Annotated in this window: 19 protein-coding genes, 1 tRNA gene and 1 riboswitch; of the genes, 8 read left to right on the top strand and 12 right to left on the bottom strand. The window is 64.8% G+C overall.

What is annotated here, in order from left to right; all coding sequences use genetic code 11:
* Position 1 precedes the first annotated feature (1 nt).
* A complete protein-coding gene (locus tag ASE95_RS14575) occupies positions 2 to 1,441 on the bottom strand; it encodes a YncE family protein (RefSeq protein WP_055817296.1) in 1,440 nt (479 codons plus the stop codon).
* Position 1,442: 1 nt separating this feature from the next.
* The gene (locus tag ASE95_RS14570) at positions 1,443 to 1,808 is read right to left on the bottom strand and encodes a DUF305 domain-containing protein (protein WP_235528336.1); all 366 of its coding nucleotides are present in this window, start codon (positions 1,806 to 1,808) and stop codon (positions 1,443 to 1,445) included.
* Between the two features lie 163 nt (positions 1,809 to 1,971).
* A riboswitch (Fluoride riboswitch) is annotated at positions 1,972 to 2,048 on the top strand.
* A gap of 23 nt (positions 2,049 to 2,071) precedes the next feature.
* Between ASE95_RS14570 and ASE95_RS14565 the strand changes: the two genes are divergently transcribed.
* The 4 genes from ASE95_RS14565 to ASE95_RS14555 all read left to right on the top strand — a co-directional run bounded on the left by ASE95_RS14565 (position 2,072) and on the right by ASE95_RS14555 (position 4,550).
* Complete coding sequence (locus ASE95_RS14565; RefSeq protein ID WP_055817299.1) at positions 2,072 to 3,427, top strand: voltage-gated chloride channel family protein; 1,356 nt, start codon at positions 2,072 to 2,074, stop codon at positions 3,425 to 3,427.
* A gap of 124 nt (positions 3,428 to 3,551) precedes the next feature.
* Entirely contained in the window at positions 3,552 to 3,824 is a 273-nt protein-coding gene (locus ASE95_RS14560) for a DUF190 domain-containing protein (protein ID WP_235513449.1), read from the top strand.
* A 119-nt stretch (positions 3,825 to 3,943) separates the two neighbouring features.
* Positions 3,944 to 4,189, top strand: coding sequence for a hypothetical protein (locus tag ASE95_RS18345; protein WP_235528383.1), 246 nt, complete (start codon positions 3,944 to 3,946; stop codon positions 4,187 to 4,189).
* Positions 4,077 to 4,550, top strand: a complete 474-nt coding sequence (locus tag ASE95_RS14555) for a sulfite exporter TauE/SafE family protein (RefSeq protein ID WP_235528378.1) — start codon at positions 4,077 to 4,079, stop codon at positions 4,548 to 4,550. The genes ASE95_RS18345 and ASE95_RS14555 overlap by 113 nt, the downstream gene beginning before the upstream one ends.
* 384 nt (positions 4,551 to 4,934) lie before the next feature.
* Here ASE95_RS14555 and ASE95_RS14550 read toward each other — a convergent pair whose 3' ends face one another.
* Both ASE95_RS14550 and ASE95_RS14545 read right to left on the bottom strand, forming a co-directional pair.
* A complete protein-coding gene (locus ASE95_RS14550; RefSeq protein ID WP_055817303.1) occupies positions 4,935 to 5,321 on the bottom strand; it encodes a type II toxin-antitoxin system VapC family toxin in 387 nt (128 codons plus the stop codon).
* The gene (locus ASE95_RS14545; RefSeq protein ID WP_055818096.1) at positions 5,318 to 5,563 is read right to left on the bottom strand and encodes an AbrB/MazE/SpoVT family DNA-binding domain-containing protein; all 246 of its coding nucleotides are present in this window, start codon (positions 5,561 to 5,563) and stop codon (positions 5,318 to 5,320) included. Before ASE95_RS14545 ends, ASE95_RS14550 begins: the two co-directional genes overlap by 4 nt.
* A 270-nt stretch (positions 5,564 to 5,833) precedes the next feature.
* On the opposite strand from ASE95_RS14545, the gene ASE95_RS14540 reads away from it, so the two are divergent.
* Complete coding sequence (locus ASE95_RS14540) at positions 5,834 to 6,472, top strand: recombinase family protein (protein WP_056637863.1); 639 nt, start codon at positions 5,834 to 5,836, stop codon at positions 6,470 to 6,472.
* A 353-nt stretch (positions 6,473 to 6,825) separates the two neighbouring features.
* On the opposite strand, the gene ASE95_RS14535 is transcribed toward ASE95_RS14540, so the two are convergent.
* The 6 genes from ASE95_RS14535 to ASE95_RS14510 form a co-directional block, all read right to left on the bottom strand.
* On the bottom strand, positions 6,826 to 7,347 hold the full coding sequence (locus ASE95_RS14535; protein WP_056637860.1) for a hypothetical protein: 522 nt from the start codon (positions 7,345 to 7,347) through the stop codon (positions 6,826 to 6,828).
* Positions 7,348 to 7,362: 15 nt separating this feature from the next.
* Entirely contained in the window at positions 7,363 to 7,551 is a 189-nt protein-coding gene (locus ASE95_RS14530; protein WP_056637858.1) for a hypothetical protein, read from the bottom strand.
* Complete coding sequence (locus ASE95_RS14525; protein WP_056637855.1) at positions 7,541 to 7,765, bottom strand: hypothetical protein; 225 nt, start codon at positions 7,763 to 7,765, stop codon at positions 7,541 to 7,543. The genes ASE95_RS14530 and ASE95_RS14525 overlap by 11 nt, the downstream gene beginning before the upstream one ends.
* Positions 7,762 to 8,388: a hypothetical protein gene (locus ASE95_RS14520; protein ID WP_156348062.1), complete on the bottom strand. Its 627-nt coding sequence runs from the start codon at positions 8,386 to 8,388 to the stop codon at positions 7,762 to 7,764. The genes ASE95_RS14525 and ASE95_RS14520 overlap by 4 nt, the downstream gene beginning before the upstream one ends.
* 11 nt (positions 8,389 to 8,399) lie before the next feature.
* Positions 8,400 to 8,975, bottom strand: a complete 576-nt coding sequence (locus ASE95_RS14515; RefSeq protein ID WP_156348061.1) for a hypothetical protein — start codon at positions 8,973 to 8,975, stop codon at positions 8,400 to 8,402.
* A gap of 484 nt (positions 8,976 to 9,459) precedes the next feature.
* Complete coding sequence (locus ASE95_RS14510; protein WP_162234698.1) at positions 9,460 to 13,149, bottom strand: MobA/MobL family protein; 3,690 nt, start codon at positions 13,147 to 13,149, stop codon at positions 9,460 to 9,462.
* A gap of 682 nt (positions 13,150 to 13,831) precedes the next feature.
* Between ASE95_RS14510 and ASE95_RS14505 the strand changes: the two genes are divergently transcribed.
* Both ASE95_RS14505 and ASE95_RS14500 read left to right on the top strand, forming a co-directional pair.
* Positions 13,832 to 14,725, top strand: a complete 894-nt coding sequence (locus ASE95_RS14505; RefSeq protein ID WP_056637843.1) for a hypothetical protein — start codon at positions 13,832 to 13,834, stop codon at positions 14,723 to 14,725.
* 128 nt (positions 14,726 to 14,853) lie between these two features.
* Positions 14,854 to 16,164, top strand: a complete 1,311-nt coding sequence (locus ASE95_RS14500) for a hypothetical protein (RefSeq protein ID WP_162234697.1) — start codon at positions 14,854 to 14,856, stop codon at positions 16,162 to 16,164.
* A 210-nt stretch (positions 16,165 to 16,374) separates the two neighbouring features.
* Here ASE95_RS14500 and ASE95_RS14495 read toward each other — a convergent pair whose 3' ends face one another.
* Positions 16,375 to 17,070 carry a hypothetical protein gene (locus ASE95_RS14495; RefSeq protein ID WP_156348059.1) on the bottom strand — a complete coding sequence of 232 codons (696 nt, stop codon included), beginning with the start codon at positions 17,068 to 17,070 and terminating at the stop codon, positions 16,375 to 16,377.
* Between the two features lie 457 nt (positions 17,071 to 17,527).
* Between ASE95_RS14495 and ASE95_RS18580 the strand changes: the two genes are divergently transcribed.
* Positions 17,528 to 19,195 (top strand): recombinase family protein, encoded by a 1,668-nt coding sequence (locus ASE95_RS18580; RefSeq protein WP_443025467.1) that lies wholly within the window; start codon positions 17,528 to 17,530, stop codon positions 19,193 to 19,195.
* On the opposite strand, the gene ASE95_RS14480 is transcribed toward ASE95_RS18580, so the two are convergent.
* A tRNA-Met gene (locus ASE95_RS14480) sits at positions 19,152 to 19,228 on the bottom strand. The two genes, ASE95_RS18580 and ASE95_RS14480, sit on opposite strands and share 44 nt — an antisense overlap.
* Positions 19,229 to 19,252: the final 24 nt, after the last annotated feature.

Genomic DNA, 19,252 nt, shown 5'->3' with positions numbered 1-19,252 from the left:
CTCAGTCGCGCTGCACCTGCACGATGCGGCCCGGAGCGCCGTTCACCACCTCGGCGACCGCCAGAAAACGCCGGGGTGCCGCGGTGCTGCCTTGAACGATCTGCCGGATCGGACCCGACGCGTTGACGATCGCCGCACCTGCCGGATTGCTCATGAAGTTCGCAAGCGGCTCTACCGCACCGCTGCCGTCCGCGTTGGCGGTGAGCACGAGCATGTAAGGCTTCTTGGGCTGCAAACCGGTAACGGCACTCTGCACGACCTGAATGATGCCCTGGTCGAAGAGGGTAATGCTGCTTGCAGCACCATTGCCGCGAACCGGCCCCATGTTCAGATGCACCGCCTTGCCTGCCGTACCGAGCGGTTGAAGATTGTCGGTGCCGAGGCCTGTCGGAATAGCGTTCGGCACATAGGCGATCGCCTGCGGTGCCTGTCCGACCGGCACGGTGGCAACGACCTTGTTGCCGGCGGTGTCGATCGCGGCAAGTTCATCAGCATTCTCCAGCCCGACATAGATGCGCCGGCCGTCGCCCGATGGCCAGACACCGTGCGGCATCTTGCCGACCGGGATGGTGGCGACAAGCGCGAAGTCGGACGTGCGGAACACCTTCACCGCGTTTTCCCCGCCTACCGTGACATAGGCGAACTGTCCCCTGACCGTGCGGGCGAAGTTGACGTGATTGGTGATCGGTCCGGTATCCAGCACCTTGAGGATCGCGAAAGGCGGCTTGGCATCGAATGCGACCGTCTTGCCGATGTCCTTCAGCGTGAACCACACCTGCTTGCCGTCCGGCGTCGCGGCGATGTTGGGACAGAACGGACTCGGCTGCGCCACCTGTCCGACCTGCGCGTGGGTCGAGACATCGAACACGGCCAGCACCGGATTGAACGAGGAACAGACATAGCCGTATCGGCCATCGGGAGAGAAGATCGTCATGCCCGGACCACCGGGCGTCTTGATGCGACCGGTCTCCTTGTACGTCTTGGGGTCGAGCACGGCGATGTAATCCTCGCCGCGTACCGTAACCCACACCTCCTTGCCGTCCGGCGTGAAGAACGCCTCATGCGGGCTGCGCCCGACATAGGTCGTGTGCTTGACGGTGTTGGTGGCGGTGTCGATCCACGACACGGCGTTGGATCCGATCGACACGACCGCCAGTGTTTTCCCGTCCGGCGAGAAGCCGAGGCCGTGAACCAGCACCTGCCCCTTGTAGAGCGGGGAAAAATTCATCGGCTGCGGATCGCCGAGCTTGATGACGCCGAGCAACCTGTTGTCGGCCGGGTCCGTCACCGACACCGTGTTGGAGAATTGTTCGGATGCATAGACGCGGTCGCGGTGGCTGACAGGCACGTCCTTGGCGTTCCACGGCGCCTGCTGGGCCATGGCAATGCCCGGTGCGGCGCTCATCAGCAAGGCGGCCGAGCGCAGGAAGGTCCGGATCATGTCAGTGCTCCATATGGCTGTGGTAGTCGCCGCCCTGCGTCGGGGCTGGCGTCGAAGGGGGTAGCGGCTGACCAATCGCCAACTTCATGGCGGCGATCTCCTGCTGCTGATCGATGATGATCTCCTGCGCAATGCGCTTGAGCTGCTCGTTATGACCGTAGCGCAGCTCTGCCACCGCCATATCAATGGCGCCCTGGTGATGCGGAAGCATCATTGCGACGAAGTCGCGGTCGACGTCGCCGGACGGCTTGACCATCATGCCCGCCATCATCCGGTCCATCGCGGCAGATACCATGCTGGCGTAGCCATCGGCGGGGGCGGCCGCGACTGCGCCGGTGAGCATGGCCGAAGCAGTCAGACCCAGCATCCAATTTCGTCTACGCATAAGCCTCCGGCGCATCAGTCTCGAAAGCGTAGACGACGCCCGTCGAGATTTATTCCATGGTTGAGCCAATTATTGATCCTCAGCAAAACAATGGTCTCATCGTGACCCTGCCGATGGTTGACCAGGTCGCCGTCGGACAGCATATGCTCGGCACGGCGATGGATTTCCGCCGGGCCATTCGGCCGAACCGCCCTCGCAAGGGTCGATGATTCCTACCAGGCGCCGCAAGGCAGCAAGGAGGAATCGTGCGCGCGACATTTCGCAATCTCTACGACCAGTTCAACATGGCAGCGTTCATTCGCGATCGCCGCACCCATGCCATGTCGGTGCTGCGATGGGCCTTGATCCTGGTCCCGATGGCCGCAATGGTGGGAACGCTCTGCGCGGCTTTCTTGTGGAGCCTCGATGCCGTGACCCGGCTTCGCTTTGCCTTTCCCTGGCTGCTCTACCTGCTGCCGATCGGCGGGTTCGTGGTCGGACTGCTTTACCATCTGACCGGCCGCTCGGTGGAGGGCGGCAACAACCTTATTGTCGAGCAGATCCACGAACCGGGCGGGGGGGTGCCACTGCGGATGGCACCGCTGATCTTCTTCGGCACGGTGGTGACCCATCTGTTTGGCGGTTCGGCCGGGCGCGAAGGCACCGCCGTCCAGTTGGGCGGCAGTCTCGCCAGCGGTTTCGGTCGCGCGCTCAAGCTCGATGCTGACGGCACCCGCATCCTGCTGATGGGGGGCATTGCGGCCGGGTTCGGCGCGGTGTTCGGCACGCCCATCGCAGGGGCGGTGTTCGCACTGGAGGTGTTGGCGATCGGGCGTGTCGAATATCGCGCGCTGGTGCCGTGCCTGGTCGCGGCACTGGTCGGCGACTGGACGTGCCTTGCCTGGGGCATCCATCACGGCGTCTACCGGATCGATGCGCTGGTGCCGGTCGATGCGCTGCTCGTCACCAAGGCGGGCGTCGCCGGGGTTGCGTTCGGGCTGGTCGGTCTCGCCTTCGCCGAAGCCAATCACACGCTCGGCGGGTGGCTCAAGCGCATCGTCTCCTATGGCCCGTTACGCCCCGCCATTGGCGGCATCGCGGTCATCGCGCTCGTCTACCTGTTCGGAACGCGCGACTATCTCGGACTCGGCACGTTGGCAGCGACGCCCGACAGCCTCACCATCGCCAGCTTCTTCGGACCGGACACGCATCCGTGGAGCTGGGCGATCAAGCTGCTGTTCACCGTCGTCACGCTCAGCGCCGGCTTCAAGGGTGGCGAGGTGACACCGCTGTTCTTCATCGGCGCGGCGCTCGGCAACGCACTCGCCCCCATGTTCGGCGTGCCCACCAGCGTATTCGCCGCGCTCGGCTTCGTCGCGCTGTTCGCGGGCGCGGCCAACACCCCGCTCGCCTGCACCTTCATGGGCATCGAACTGTTCGGCGCTGCCTATGCGGTGCCGATCGCGGTGGCCTGCTTCGTCGCCTACCTCTGCTCCGGTCATAACGGCATCTACCTGTCGCAGCGCGTCGCGGTGCCGAAGGTGCCGGCGACCGGCCTCACCCCGAACGCGACGCTTCGCGAGGCGCGGGCACACCGCGCCTCGCGAAGCCCACGCTCCTGATCCCCCCACCAATCGAGGGTTTGTCCATGCCCAATCGTTTCACCGTCCAGCATCGCGAAATCGGCATGCTGCGTATCTACATGAAACCGTCCGACCGAATTGGTGAGCGCAGCCTGCGTACGCTGTGGGCTGCCAAGCCGCTCTATCGCGAGCTAATCCAGACGGCATCATCAATGCCGTCGCGCAACACACGCACTATGGGTTCAGCAACCACGGCCAGATCCGCGAGAACGGATCGGAGGCGGCCGATCCCCATCTGACGATCTGCGTCGAACTCGTCGGCGAACGCGACCAGCTCGACCGGTTCTGCCGGCGACATGGCGACCTGCTCGGCGACAAGGTGATCGTCTACAAGCAGCTGGAACACTGGTCGGTCATGCCGCGGTTCGACCGATGACACCAATGATCGAATATGGGCTGCTGATCGTCGGTGCATTTGCGGCTGCTGCAATCTCGGGTTCGGCCGGGTTTGGCGGGGCACTGCTGTTGCTGCCGCTGCTGATTTAAGTCGTCGGCGTGACCGAAGCGGTGACGCTGCTGACGATCGTCCAGATCATCGGCAACGGTGCGCCGGCCGGGATGGGCTGGGCTGGCGCCAATCCGTTGGCGGCCCGTGTTGCTGTTCCTCTCCGCTGCCATACCGTTCTCGATGCTGGGCGCATTGTCGTTCGCGTCGCTACCGACGGCGCTCGTTGCGCGGATCGTGGGCGTGGCGATCCTGCTGTTCGTCATCCTGAAGGCCACGGGCATGATCGCGTTTAAACCCTCGCGCCGCGTGCTGGTGATCGGGGGCGGTGTGACCGGCCTGTTGTCCGGGCTAGTCGGGAGCGCCGGGCCGCTCGGCGCAGCGGTGTTCCTGAGCCTCGGTTTGCCACCGCTTGCCTATGTCGCGAGTGACGCGGTCGCCTCGATCGTGATGCACAGTGCCAAGACAATTGTTTACGGCGCGACGATCGACCTTGGACCAACCTTCTGGCCGCTGGCGATCGCGATGGGGCTGGCGATGATCGTTGGCACCTGGGCGGGGTGCTTGCTCATCAAGCGTCTGCCCGTTGAGCGCTTCCGCCAGCTCGTCATGGTCCTGCTCGCGCTGATCGCGACCGAGATGATCGTCATGGGTTAGTGGGAGGATTGTCGCGAATATCCTGAGTTTCGCTACACCAGCTCAAGCGTGGTCGGCTGACGGCGTAGCTGTCGCGAATGTCAGTCGCGGAATTACGCGACTTTCAACGCACATCTGCGACACGCTAACCTGTGCGTTAACGGTGTCGCTACGCAGGAGCCGGTGCCCGGCTCGTTCAGCTGAGCCGCAGCCAACCGCGCGGCCGGACGGCGGCTTTCAGGGAGCAGAAAAGTTGTCCTGAATGACTTACTATGGGTCGGAAGTCGCCCGGCAGCTTTCGCCGAAACGCCGCCCAACAGCGGACAGGCGGTTTTCCACCAGGATGCAGACCTTCCGCTTCCAGAGGATCGACAGGTGGTTGCCCCCTGCCCTTCCCGCCAAGTTCTAGCGGATCGTCACGACCTTGACCTCGACTGCATCCGCGATCTTCTTCCAGTTCTGGTCGCTGGTCCAAGCGGGCAATCCATCCCGTCGGGCTAGAGCCAGACAAAAGCGATCTCCAAGGCTAAGGCCCGCCTCGGCCGTCGCGGCGCGCAGCCGCCCGGCGATTTTCGCCAAGGCCTTGTCGGCCGGCACTACCGTCAGTGGCAGCGGATCAAGCATGGCATCAACTTCTCGCTCGGGCATTCCGGTATGAATGAAGTGGGTCACCACCTCAGCGTAGTTCACGCTGCTCACTCGCGCACCGGCGATACCGGCTGCAACCTTGGTAGATCCCTTTTCACCCTTGATCATTGCGATGAGAGCCGAGGCGTCGAGAACCACGCTCATTCGCCGCTATCTTCGCGACGCCGATTGAGGAATGCGTCAACAGAGGCGTCGGGATTACCGCCGGTATATTGCTCGGCCAGCGCCTGCGCCCTTGCCACCGCTTGGCTGGCGGTTCGCAGAACAACGCCATCTTCGGTTTCGTCGAGATATACCGCACCGCCACCCGTCAGGCCCAACCGCTTGCGAACGTCAGCGGGCAGGCTCATGCGCCCGTTTGGCGTTATGTTGATCTGTAGCGTCATGACGGCCTCTGTACCTCTGATCAGCATCGTCATCATCTTCTAGGGATATCCCGACTTAGCAGCAACCGTCCCCACGGTATGCCAGCGAGCCTCGTTTGTACCACACCGTTTGGATTATGCCTCATCGACGTGAAGCTGCCCCACGTGCATAATCTCCGGTGCTTTTAACGTATACCGTTTTGTAACCGGTGCGCTGCCGGTACCTTTTAAAGGGTCCGGTGGATACAAAAAAGACTAGAGAAACAAGAACCACGTATCGAGGACCAAATTATGTTTGTTCGTGCCTACCTGCGCGCTTCCAGCTCCGAGCAAGACGCAATGCGTGCTCGTGGAGCCCTCGATAGTTTTGCCGCCGAGCGAGGCTTGCGGATCGCGGCGCGCTATGTCGAAAACGAAAGCGGGGCCAAGTTGCACCGGCCCGAGCTGTTTCGCTTGTTGGCTGATTGCGAAGCAGGTGACGTGCTGTTGGTGGAGCAGGTTGACCGACTTTCCCGGCTCACCTCTCCAGATTGGACGCGGCTTCGCGGCATGATCGACGCGAAGCAAGTCCACATCGTAGCGCTTGATCTACCGACCTCGTGGGCGTTGACGGAGCCGGCTGACGAATTCACTGGTCGGATGTTCGCTGCGGTCAATGCCATGCTGCTAGATGTTCTCGCGGCTGTAGCACGCAAGGACTATGTGGACCGGCGTCGCCGCCAAGCCGAGGGGATTGTAAAGGCTAAGGCCGCCGGCCTTTATAAAGGGCGGCCGGCCAACAAGGCACGCAACGCCGCCATCTCGTCACTCCTCCGCGACGGCCGCACCTGGCGAGAGATCATGGATGCGACTGGTTGTAGCAGAACCCTTCTTGCGAAGATCGCTCGCGGTCATCGACTTTCAGAGCTGAAAATTGAGGCGAGCGACTGACGCGTGGAAGCGCTGTGGCTTGCGAGACAAGCGAACATCTGATCACGATGGATACGACGCTCGCAAAATCTTCTGATTGAGTAGTGTTGGCCTAACTCGCATGCGCGACCGCGACGGGCTCGGCTCAACAGCGTTGCTTTGCAGAATCTAGTCCGATCAGCGACATATCTTAGAAACACAATCGGACATCGGCAATTCACCTATCAACCCCAAACCAGTACGGACAAGCTGAACCATTATGAAGCGCAGGTGTGAATCGTCCGTTTGAGACCACCGAAGGTACACGGGTGCGAAGGCTCCTCAGCCGGATAGGTGAGCTGCCCCAGGTCTTTGCCGGCGCACGAGACCCGCCCTCACCTAATGACCAACGCCAGCCATGCCGCTGCCCTCTTCCGTGCGTCGGCGAGGTCCGCTGGCGTCGCCCAAGGCGACGCGCGTGTTGTGACGGGGCAGCGCTGTAGCAACCAGGCCCGATTAGCCTGCATCTCGCCCGCAATAGGTTCCGCATCATCAATCGTCAGCCAGAGATCGCCATCCTCGTGCAGCGCCGGCTGGACGGGCATCTGCCAGCGTGTTTGCGAGCGGCCCCACAAACCGAGTGCGAAGGCAGGCTCCGCATCGGCGGTACTGACGATCAAGGCGTCCGAGCGCGCCTCGCGCATGGCGGCATCGACGAGCCGACGGGCAAACGGCAGCCCGGCAGTGGTCGGCACCAGCAGCAGCTGAGCGACATGGACGTAGAGATAGCCGGCGAACGGCGGGGACAAGTTCGGACCGGCATGCTCGAACTGCCAGTTGGCGCGCTTCGCGATCGCCAAGGCGACCGAGAGCGCGCGCGCCGCTGCAGCCCACCGTGCGGCAGGGTTATGGGTCATGATGGTAATTCCTTGTTACGAGTAGCGGTCGGCGACGCGCCACATCCTGATCTTTGCGATCGGCATCGCGCCCGCCACGTCGCGAAGCAGACGAAGATCGGTCAGTTCCGGTTTTGTACGCAGCCGCTCGGCAATGCTGGCGCCGTCCAGCAGATCAAGCGGGCGCTCGAGCGCGGCACCGATAGCGACGGTGTCATTGTCCACAACGCAGCTCGACCCGCACCAGCACGTTCAGCAGGAGCGACACATGCTCGTGCCGGTCGGCCGCGACTGCATCGAAGACGCTGAAGCCATCTCGCAGATGTCCGGCCTGACCGGCGTCGAGCCTGAGCGCGGAAGTCACCAGCCCCGGATTGACGCTGTGGGCATGGAGAAGCCGGCCGATCTCCTCGACCTCCCAGCGGCACCGCGCGCTCATGCAGGCTGCTCGCTTCCATGCGCGAGCAGCGTGCGGAAACGCTCGTGCACCATGTTCCACACGCGGTCGCCCATGAGCGCGGGCACGTAGCTGCCGAACCCCGCCCAAGGCTCGACACGCCGTGGTCCCGCCACGAGCAGGTGAAGGTGCGGATCGTTGCTGCGTGCGGCGCGGGCGGGCACGTGCTGAACGATCAACACCGCGACATGGTGGTCGCGCGCGAACTCGACCGCCATTTGCCGACCGAGCTCCCATTGCCGATGCAGCCGGTCTGGGCGCCAGGTGAGCGTCAGATAAGTGAGCAGCGCCTTGCCGTCGGCCGGGTGCTCGGCATCTACGGCCTCGAACAGCGAGCGGGGGTCCCCCAGCCTGTCATCGGCACAGCGCGGCAGGACCACGTCTGCACGGTGCGCAACCAGCGTCCAGTCGTCGGAGCTCGCACCTACGACGGGATTGATCTTGCTGCGCGCAAATGCCGCGGCGCTGTTGGCGCCGTTCTGGTGGAGCGGGCGCAAGGTGCCGGCCATGCACCGTGGACCCGGCTGCCCGGCCGGAAGGCCGAGCAGGTTGAGGTGGGTGTGCGGATTGGCGGGGTCACGCACATGCCCCTCGTTGACGAGCACCGGCCTTGCGATCACCGGATCTCTCCCGGTGCAGGCATGAGGCTGGCGAGTTCACCGCCTGCCCGGATGATCCCGGCGGCGCGCTGCGCCATGGTCTGGTAGGGCGGGACCAGCTCGAGCACGAAGCCTTCGTTGCTGACCGACACCGTCGGCCCGAACGCGGGCGGCACCAGCCACAGCGCGCCGTCGCGCGACACCCACAGCTCCAGTTCGTTCATCGACCACGGATCGGCGCCGGGCAGGAGCCCGAGCGACAGATCGACCGAAGAACGCACGATATCCTCGTCGACCGTGGCGACACGGACGAGGACGACATCGTAGCGCTGCTCTGCCGCCAGGCTGGCGACGGCGTTGCGGAAGAGCGGGGTGGGCGTGGTCGTCACGGTGAGCACCGCGCCGCGCTCCTCGACATAGATGGTCGCATCGGGCAGCGCCGCTTCCAGCGTACACGCGTAGCTATCGCTGACGTCGAGCGCGTTCAGCAAATAGCCGAGCACGGCCGACTCCAGATCGAACGTCGGCAGGATGATGATGGACATGTAGAAACCTTGAGACTTGATGGTCCGGTGCCGGTCGGCGCGGGACAAGCCCTTCTTCGCGATTTCACCTCGCTTCAGAGCTCAAGCTCTTCCCCCTCGCCCATTCCCCTTCGCTACCAGCGACCGCGCCGCACGCTGCCGCGGTGCGGCGCCGGTGCGATCGTCAGACGCGCACCGGCGTTCTTGCTGGCGAGCGCTGGATGCGCGGTCGCGCACACCCCGTCGTGCAACCGCCTGCCAGGCGCAGCGATCGATCTGTCGGGCGGTCTCCCCGACCGTGACCGGGCGCGTCGCACCGGCGACGTCGAGGCGGCAGTGTCCGGTCACATGCATGACCACCGCCGTGACCGCTGACGTCATCGGCCTGTCGGCGATCCATTGGCCGATCACTGCCGCGGCCACCAGCAGCACAGCCGCAGGGGCCGCCCATGATCGAAATCCATGCCATCGCATCTTGCTTCTCCCGACACATTGTCAGGAGCTCATCCCCCCACCCTCCGGCCGTGCGGCCCGTGGGCCTCCAGCACGAATGTCAGCGGCTCTTGTCCGAACGTCCCGACAACGCGGCCAAAGCCTCGAGCGACATGTCGACGCCCTGTTTCTTGGCGGCCCGGCGGCGCGCCTCGATGCGGCCAGGATCATCCGGGTGGGCTTTCCTGCCGGACGACAATCGCTCCTGCGTCCGCCCACGCCAATAATCTACGCTGCTGGCGATGACCCGGCCGACGTCGGGATCACTACCGGCAGCGCACAAGGCCGCGAGCAGTCGCGCGTCCCAGTTCTCTGCCGCTAGGACCTTCGCGGTGTTCGGATCGCCCGTAGCGAGCCCTGTCAACACGGTTTGAGGCAAGGCCTTGCTGCGGCTGGTGGTCAATAGCCTGCGCAGTTGCTCGCGCATCGCCATCCATCGCCCGGCATAGAGGCGCTGGAGGTGTTCGGCATCCAGCATTGCCGCTCGCCGCAGCACGTCGACATCGTCTGGTATTGCCTGATCGACCGCGAGGACGAAGGAACTCCCCCGCCCCGTCTCATCATCACTGATGACGCGGCGGAGCGGCAGGAACGATAGCGCGCCCAGATCGGCGCTGACCGACTGAACGTCGGCGACTGAGGAAGGCGGGGGTTGGTTTTCCGCCGCGTCGATGATGACCTCACCCGTCACGCCACCAGCCGTCGTTCGATCATGGCCGCGCTGACCTGTGTCGGCGTTGCCGTGCGTACCAGCTTCCGATGCATGATCGCCATGCAGCATCGCATTGCGCGACCGTGCGCTGCCCAGCGCGGGCACACCACGCAGCGCGCCTGCTGTCGCCAGCGACCCGACCTTTGCGAGCGACGTCGGTCCACTTTCGTCCTTGCTCCTGATCCGGACTGCCAGGGCCAACAGCGAGGACCGGCCAAAAGGCTTGAGCGGGTTCTGCACCACATGATCCGACAAGGCCGGGCTCGCCTGCGCTGACCGAAGGATGACGGAAGCCTCGGATACCGGCACCTCCGGCGCCAGGTTGAACCGAAGCGTCCCCGTATCCACCGGCTGCGCTGCCACGCCAGCGACCGACTGCTCGGTGGCAGGGGTGGCGCGTGCGGCGGCAAGCGAACGGACCGGTTCGGCATCGACAACAGGTTGAGGCTGCTGCAAGGCAATAGTGGCTGGAGCAAGCCCGACCGCCTGATCGGCTGCGCTAACCGGAACTTGCGCGGCGGGGGGCGACCACGCGGCTGGCCGGTCGCCGGACAGCGGAACGCCAGTGGGCTCAGGATCGTCGGCGCCTAGGCTCATTGGCTTTACCGGTGCGATGCTGCTTTTGGGCGGAGGTGCTGTCGGGAAGACCGTAGCTGCCATAGGGGTAGCGCTGAGGAGCGAAAGCACCTCGATGCGACCCGGAGCAACCGTCGCTGGTACGGCCACGTTGGCGACCTCGGACACTGGCGAGTCCTGCATGGCACCAACCCGACTGGTCCGATGGCCTGGTCGATCAGCGCTCGCTCCGCCACTTTGCATGGTGATCGCGGCGCGCTTCGCAGCGTTCCGTTCGCTTGCGGCAAGCCTAACCTCGTGCGCGCGCAATGCCGCCACGAACGTCGGGTGATCGCGAAAGCGCCGGTACGAATTTGCGACCGCAACGATCTCCTTGCTCTCGCCAGGTCGACGCGCTTCGATCAACGCCGCGATGCCGTACCGGCCCATGAACGCAATCGGCCGCTGCACGCTTCGCTGCTGATGCGCCGCCATGCTCGCCAGCGCCGCATCGACGCGGGCCGTGTAGCGCGGGTCGCGCAGCACCGCCATGTCGAGCGGGCCGGCACCCACGACCATTGTCTTGCCACCTTGCTGGACGAGATGGACAAGCGGCCAGCCGGATCGCGCCGCTTCCTCCTGTGCGCTCGACGACATATAGCCGAGCAGCGCATCAAGGTGGCGGTCGCCTATGAGAGGGGCGGGATAGCGGGCGTGCGGCAGAACCGAGCCGGTGCGCCAGACGGCGCCGGCACGTCGCTTCGCGAGCTGCTCGATCGCCTCGGCTTGCACGGCGTGCAGGTCACGCTCGGCCCTGGCCACTCGCTGGCGATAGCGCTCGACCTCGTCGATCCACGGCTCGAGCGCGTCCTCGATCTCGGCGAGGTGCTGCGCGGCCAGCAGGTGGCGCGCGCGGATGAAGCGCTCGTTGCGCTGATCGTCGCGGCGTGCCCGGCCTGCTTCGATGGTTTCGATGATCTGCGCGGTGGAGGCCAACAGGCGTCGCGCCGCCGACTCCGCTTCGGCACGTTCGAGGCCGAACCGATCGAGCGCCGCGCGGCCGTCCAGCACCGCGTCCGACAACGTACAATACCTATCCCGCAGTCGTAGCAACACAGCGTCACTGTCGCTGCCCGCCAAGCCATCGTTGTCGAGACTTGCCTGCATGCGTTTGATGAAGTTGCCATGCTCATAGGCGCGCGTCGACTGCTCGCGCTCCCGACGCCGGTGCGCGGCGCTCCACGACGAGGACGCATTCTCCCGATCGGTGGCGACCTGCACGCCTGCGGCCACCAGCCGTGCGGCGGCCGTGCCGAGATGCTTCTCCGGCGTCTTGTCGATGCCCATCTCGATGTACGTCCGGGGATCGTAGCTGCGCTGGCTGCCGCGTGCCGCAAGCCGCGCGTTGACATGCACGGCATGGCGCGTGCGCAGCGTCTTCATGTCAGCCTTTGCGGCCTCCAGATGGTGCAGCCGGGCGCGCTCTCCGGCACTGACGGCGCCCAGCAGGACCGCGATCTCGCCGGGACGTAGCTTGGCAGGCTGGCCTTGCTCCGGACCGAACCGCCACTGCCCGTTCCGTCCTTGCGTGCAGCGGCCCGGATACCAGATCACATGGAGGTGATAGTTGCGGGCATCGTTGCTCGCATCGGGCGCGTGCACCACGATCGTGTAGCGTACCCCGATCGCGTCCAGATCTCCGGCCAGCCCCGCGACGATCGCCGCGATGTCCGCGGCGTCACACTCATCCGGCAACTCGGCGGCGAACCGTGCCTGGGTGCGCCCACCACGAGGGCGGGGATAGTGGATCAGGCGCTCATCGCTGCTGGCACCGAACCGCTCCCCAAGCGAGGTCGCCCAGTTCACCGACGCCTCGTTTTCCAGCGCGACGACGCTGCGCACGCGAGGCTTTCGTTTCTTCTTCTCCGACACCTGCGCATCGGCTGCAAGGCGCTCTGCGACGATCTGGCTGGCGACGCTTGCCACCGCTTCCGGCATGGTCGGATCGGAGGCGATCGCCTGCCAGTCGGCAACGGTTCCGCGCTGGTGGAAGAGCTCGACCCGCTGCATGCCCGGTGATCTCTCCGCCGCCCAGGCTTGCTGCCAGAATGCTTCGCGCTCGCGGGCAACATCGCTGATGTTCGATCTCACCAGCACCGCGCGCGAAGGCCCGTGCATGCTTGCACCGCGCTCTTGCTCCGGCACCTTGGGCGCCTCCAGATAGCGGTCGAACGCTGCCGCTCCGCCGTCGCGTTGGGCTTCGTCGCTGACGTAGCGCTCAAACCGCGTAGCCGGATCAGGCACGCTCCCGGGCTCAGCCTGTGCACCCGCCGCAGCGCGGCGGTGCGGCGTCGCGGAACGCGCATCCTTGCTCAGCCAGGTGCCGGCGAAATGATAGCTGGTAGCCCCCGCAGCACTGCGCGGCCGACCGTCCAGCGGTGCCGGTATCCGGAGGTCGATCGGCTCGCGCCAGCGATTGCGCATGAGCGTGCGCGTTCGGCCCGGGCTATCTTCCTGTCGGACCGGGCGGCCGAACCGGATCGTGCCCGTCAGCTCCTCTTCCTCCAGCCGCGCCCGGAAGCGTCGAAGCGCCGCGCTAGCATGGACGAGGTCGGACGGGACAGGCACGAGCGTCGGGCTCCGGATGAGGGCGATGGGGAGGAGTCTGGTCTGGAAACAAGGAAGTTGGAAGCCCCCCGACGTGCACCTCGGGCCTGCTTCCCACCACCTTCCGGAGGCCATGCCGCAGGACCCCGCCTCGCCACCCTCGGGGTGGACGGGACGGACCGTCACGCACGCACGCTCGACGCGTGCTGCGGCGCGGTTCCCGCGCTTCCTCTTGCGACCGCTAAGTGGATCGGCTCGCCGAGACCGCTTAGCATTATTGCGCAACTTCTACCTTCTGCTCCCTTCCGACGCGCCCGCGCACACGTGCGGGTGCCCGCCTGCGCCTGCAGGCGCACGTATGCGCGCTCCTTGCGCGCGTGTGCGTACGCGGGCGCGCACGCGACCCATTGAGATTCAAGGTTACCCATCTCGTCGCCGTGCGGGCGGGCCACGCTTCGACGTCGGATCTCCGATGGTCGGGGCCGCTCGGGAGTGTGATGACATGGATAGGGCAGGACACGGCTTCGAGCCCGAAGTGCGTCACGCATTGGCGGCATTGATGGCGCGCATCGGGCAGCTGGCAGGCGACGATCCACGCTCGGTCGTGCGGGCCGCCGAGCTGTTCGAGAGCGCGCGCCGCGGCGACGATCTCCACCGGCTGCTGCTCGATCTCGTGCCTGCCGATGTCGATCCTGCCCAATGGCATGACTGGCTGGATGGCGGTGCGGCGCTGCCCGTGCCGCCCCGACTGGCGGACCCCGATCAGGGGCGCAAAGCTGGTGCGCGCGGCGCGCATGTCTCGGCGGCGCGGCGCCGGGAAGAGGCGGCACGCGAGCTGGCGCTGCTCGAGGACAAGGTCGCACACGCCCGCGCCGTGCTCGCCGACGCGGAGGCCGCGGAGCAGGCAGCGGCCAGCCACCTGCGGCAGGTCGTCGCCCACCGCGTCCTGACCGACATCAGCCGGCAGCTCGCCGGCGCCTTCAGCATGGGACCGGCCTGGACGCTGATGCGTGCGGTGAGTGGCTACATCCGCGATGATCATGCGCTGGGTGAAGGCATGGACGAGCATGCCCGTGTGCATGTGCGATCGCTGCTCGACACCGCGTCCGCCGACAGCACGGAGATGCTCGACCTGCTCGACCTCCATGCCGGCGACACGCTGCTCGAGCTGCGTCTGCGCGCCGCGATCCTGAGCGTCCTGCGCAAGCACCATGAGCCGGTGAAGCAGGAACTTGCCGAGCGAAATTACGACCCCAGGAAGCTCAGCTCGGCCGCCCGGCGCGTCCACCGCAAGACGGCAGAGCGCAAGGCCGCAATCCGCTCAGGTCCAGGCATCGTGAGCGATCGGCATGACGTGCTTGGCGGCTTCCCGGCACGTACCCACGTTGACAGGGAAGAGCGAGAAATAGACGTGTTCGAAGCGGCCGCCGCGGCCGACGAAAAGCCGTTCTGATCACCTTCACCGACATCATCATACTGCCGCGCAAGGGCTTGGTAATCGCCGGCGGCGTAGTGGGCAATTTCTGCCCGCAGCGATCCACCTTAGGCTTCACCCGATCACCCATTCAGGAGATCACTCCCGTGCCCCGTCGCCTCAAGTCGGCTCGTCTCAACAGCGCCTGGCGTGTGCCCGGACACGGTCTGCGCGACATCCTAGATTTACTGGACACCCCCGCTGCTCGGGCAGCGATCCTGGGCGCCGTACCGGCGATGGTGACTGACATCCTGACCGGTCAAAGCGGCGCACCTGATCCGCTTCACGTCCTGCTTGAACGTCTGCATGACACCGGCGACGACACGGCCAGGATCATACAGATTCTGGACGGCTCGCTGGATGATCCGGCAGCGCTCTCCGATGCCACGCTGCTGGGCGACCTCGTCATCCCCGAAGGCTATGTGCCGGCACTTGAGACTGGCGATTGGGTCGGCTCGATCGTGCCGCCGAGCCTCGCCGCCGATCTGGGCATCGACCCGGTCGAGCATGCCGCATCGCTCCAGATGCTGCGTAGATCGGATCCGGACGGCTGGTCGCTCCTCGTGGGCGGGCGCTTGAGCTCGGCAATCTGTCTAGACAGATCCTTTCACGGCTGCTCGCTCGAGGCGAGCGACCGTATCATCCGTACGCAGGCGCTGCTCTTCTACGTGATCGCCACCAGGATGCGCGCCGCGCTGATCCGGCGCTGGACGACCCGCCCGATGACCGAGGCCATCCGCTATGAGAAGAAGTGGCAGTATCGCGGTCGCATGATGATGACCGCACTGGTCGCGCCGGCGCGGCAGATCGAGGCGGTCTGGAGCGAGGCAGCCGACCGCTCCGATCACGAACGATTGGCCGGATCGTTTCTTGCAAACTCTAACCTGATCGAACTTGCCGAAGCCGTGCAGCGGCGCGTGCCGCTGCTGGCTGGCCGACGCTCGTTCCCCGAAGCCGCACGAATGATGCAGCAGCATCTTGCATCGCCGCTGCGTACGCTCGCGGCCATGACGCCGGAGCTGACGCGCGACGCGGGGCTTGGCATGCAGGACTTCGTGGAAGCGAGGCTTGGCGTCTCGGCGCCGCACGCGACCGTGATCCTGGCCGCCGCGCTGCTGGGTGCGCCGCGCCAGATCGATGCCGGGATCGAAGCGGCGCGTGCGCGCTTGCCCTTGCCCGCTCTTCCGGATCCGGTCCGCGACTATGTGCCAGGCCGGCGCGCCCTTACCCGGACCACGCAGTGGCTGCGTCTGCAGGCGCGGACCGACCGTCATGCCCATTCCTACGGAAATGGCGATGCCGACGATGCCGCCGGGCGCAAACTGGTCAGGAAAGCTCTCGACGCATTTGCACGCCGGCACCCTGCCAGCGCCATCGATGCGCTCAGGATCGATCCTGCATGGTGGCTAAACCGGTAGAGCGTCAGGTGCCGCTCGTCAGGCAAAGATGTCCTGATCGTCGCCGGTCGAGCGCCCACCGGTCTACCGGCATGACGTGCCGATAAGCTAAATATCGGGCACAAAAACCGGCACCGTCTGAAATGACGATGCCGGTTGCGTGATCGACAACGATTCACATGCACCAGCACGGTCGTTGAGACCTTATGTGTATTGCTCCTCGATCGATGATTAAGCGCGCAAGCCGAACGGCGTCCATGCACGCGGGCGATCGCTCATCGGATACGCTGCGGCCCATGCCTCCCGACCCGCTACCTTGTTTTCTAGGGTCTCTCTGAGCAGGTGGTGCTGTGCAGGAAACTCCTCATCCCGAAGGCGCTGGAGAAGGCTTTCATAGCCGTAGCCGTGCCCGATCTGCTGCGCCACGGTAAACGCGCGACGGAAAACCACCCCTTCGTCATCACGCTCGATCATGAGAAAGTCGACGAGCCAGCCGTCAATCTCGAGGTCGCCGTCGATGTCGTATGCCATCCTCTGCAAGCCGGTCAGGCGTACGATCAGGCCGTCTTCCGCCGCCTGATCGATCGCTAGATTGACGCTGCTGCGGATCACGGCTTGCTGCTGAAGCCGCTGATCGATGACACTTGCCTCATCGATGACGGCGTTGACGAGCTTCTCGACCATGGAGCCGTGCTCGCGATAAAACCGACCATCGTTGATTCCGACCTCAATGCGCAGCGGCTGAACGATGCCTTCAAGCATGATGGTCATTTCGCACCATACAGTTGCAGCGGCACTGTCGACATCACCAGCGTAAATTCGCATCCTCCCACCATCGACCAGAATGTCTGCAAATCCCTGAGACACAAGCCCTTCTTTTACAGCATCCTGCAGAGAAATCAGGTCGTCTATGATGCTTTCAGCCATTTTCATTCCTCCAAGATGTACCTGGAAGATAGCCAACTAATCCTAATCAGCCCTTTCTCCGTTGCAGGTCGGTGATGAGAGTTCGTGGGGAGAGAGCTCAGCAGAACGCCTGACCGTCGCTCTGCCATCCGAGCGCCTAAAAACCGGTCATTCCACTTTTCGATCGCGAAAGGAGACCGCCTGTGACGGTCCCCTCGCCCGTGCTAGCAGACAGCGCGATGCTTCAAGCTTGTGAGTCCCTGTGATTCGATTCCGGGTTACCCACGTCTGGCGTGCCGTTGCGCTGCACGTTGCCGGCATGGATCAAGAAGCTCGCCTACCCAGTCAGAGGCCAATTGTAGCCGGGCGGTCGGACGCAGACAGCCTGCGAGCTCTTGTTCGGCTCCTTGCTCGCCAGGCAGCCCATGCCCATCACCGTGCAACGCGGATCCCTGACGACTTGGAGCGTTGAAGCGCCATGCTGATGAAGACGCCGCCCCGCATCGCGCTATATGGTCGCCACTCGACGGCGATGCAGAGTGCCACGTCGAGCGCGGACCAGACGGCCTCGTGCATGAAGCTGGTCGATTATCTCGGCGGCACCGTGGCTGCCACGTACCTGGACCCGGAGCAATCCGGCTACCGCCGCGATCGCCCTGGTTTACAGAGGCTGCTGCGCGACGTCGAGGCGGGCGCTATCGACATGGTGGTGTGCGAAGCGCTCGATCGCCTGGCGCGCGACGCGGAGGACGTCGCGTTCCTGGGCAAGAAGCTGATGTACCACCGTGTCGCGCTCCACACGGTTTCGGAGGGTCATGTCGACGAGATCAAGTTTGCCGTGGCAGGCCTGTTGGGCGCAATCTTCCTCAAGCACCTTGTCGAAAAGACCGTACGCGGCATGGAGGCGGCGGTACTCGCCGGGCGCTTCGCCGGCGGTCGTGCCTATGGTTACAAGCGCGTCATCCGGCTCGATGCAAAGGGCGAACTCATCCGCGGATTGCTCGGAATCGATGAAGAGCAGGCGGTCATCGTTCGACGGATCTTCAGCGAGTTCGCCGCCGGCGCCTCCTCCATCCAGATCGCCACCCGGCTCAACGCTGACGGCATTGCAGGACCGCGCGGTGGCCAATGGAACGCCTCGACGATCCGCGGCGACCAGAAGAAGGCGACCGGCATCCTCAACAACCCGCTGTACGCCGGGAGACTGGTGTGGGGACGACGGCAATGGCGGCGCAATCCCGACAGCGAGCAGCGCGAGCGCCGCTACCGGCTGCGCGACCGCGCCGAGTGGGTGGAAGTGGCCGTGCCCGAACAGCGCATCATCCCGGACGCGCTATGGGATAGCGTCAGTGAGCAAATCGAACGACGCCGCCGTACCGACGCACAGGTGCCGGTAGCCCGCCAGAATCGCAAGAAGCATCTGCTCTCCGGGCTTATCCGCTGCAGCTGCTGCGGCGCAGGCTATACCATCTCCGGCAAGGACTATTACCGCTGCGCCGGACAGAAGGAGCGCGGCACCTGCACAAACCGACTTTCGGTACGCAAGGGGCCGCTCGAAGTAGCCACGCTCGCAGTCTTCCAGCACCATCTGCTCACCGAAGAGCATGCGCGGCTGTTTGCCGACGAGTTTGCGCGCGAGATGGAGCGCCTGAACCAGGCGATGATCGACCAGGAACGTACGTCAAGCGACCGGCTAACCATCGTCACGCGCGAAATCGACAATCTGGCGGCAAACATGCTCGCTGGCGTTGCCAGTCCGACGTTGATCAAGCTGCTATCGGACCGAGAAAACGAAAAGGCCGCACTGGAGGCCAGAGTGGCACAGCGCAGGCCCAACAAGCCGGCTTCACCAGTTCTCCCGCACCCGACGCTGATGCGCTTGTTTGAGGAAAAGGTCAGCAAGCTGCGCGAGACGCTCGACGATGAACCCGTTCGCGGCGAAGCCGCCGAGATCCTGTCGACGCTCATCGAGAGCGTGACGATCTACCCCGACGAGCCGTGCGGTCCGGAAGCGGAGGTCGTTGCGAAAGTGTCAGATCTGCTGGGGTGGGCCACAAACGACAACGCCGCCTCGAAGGGCGGCGATTGTAGTTCTACGACGGTGGTTGCGGGGACAGGATTTGAACCTGTGACCTTCAGGTTATGAGCCTGACGAGCTACCGGGCTGCTCCACCCCGCGCCGAGGTATTCCTGCCATGGATGG

The organism is Sphingomonas sp. Leaf231, from assembly GCF_001421995.1.
In the GTDB taxonomy this organism is placed as follows: Bacteria; Pseudomonadota; Alphaproteobacteria; order Sphingomonadales; family Sphingomonadaceae; genus Sphingomonas.
Note: the sequence above shows the minus strand (reverse complement) of the source record. Positions and strands in the feature narration are given on the sequence as shown.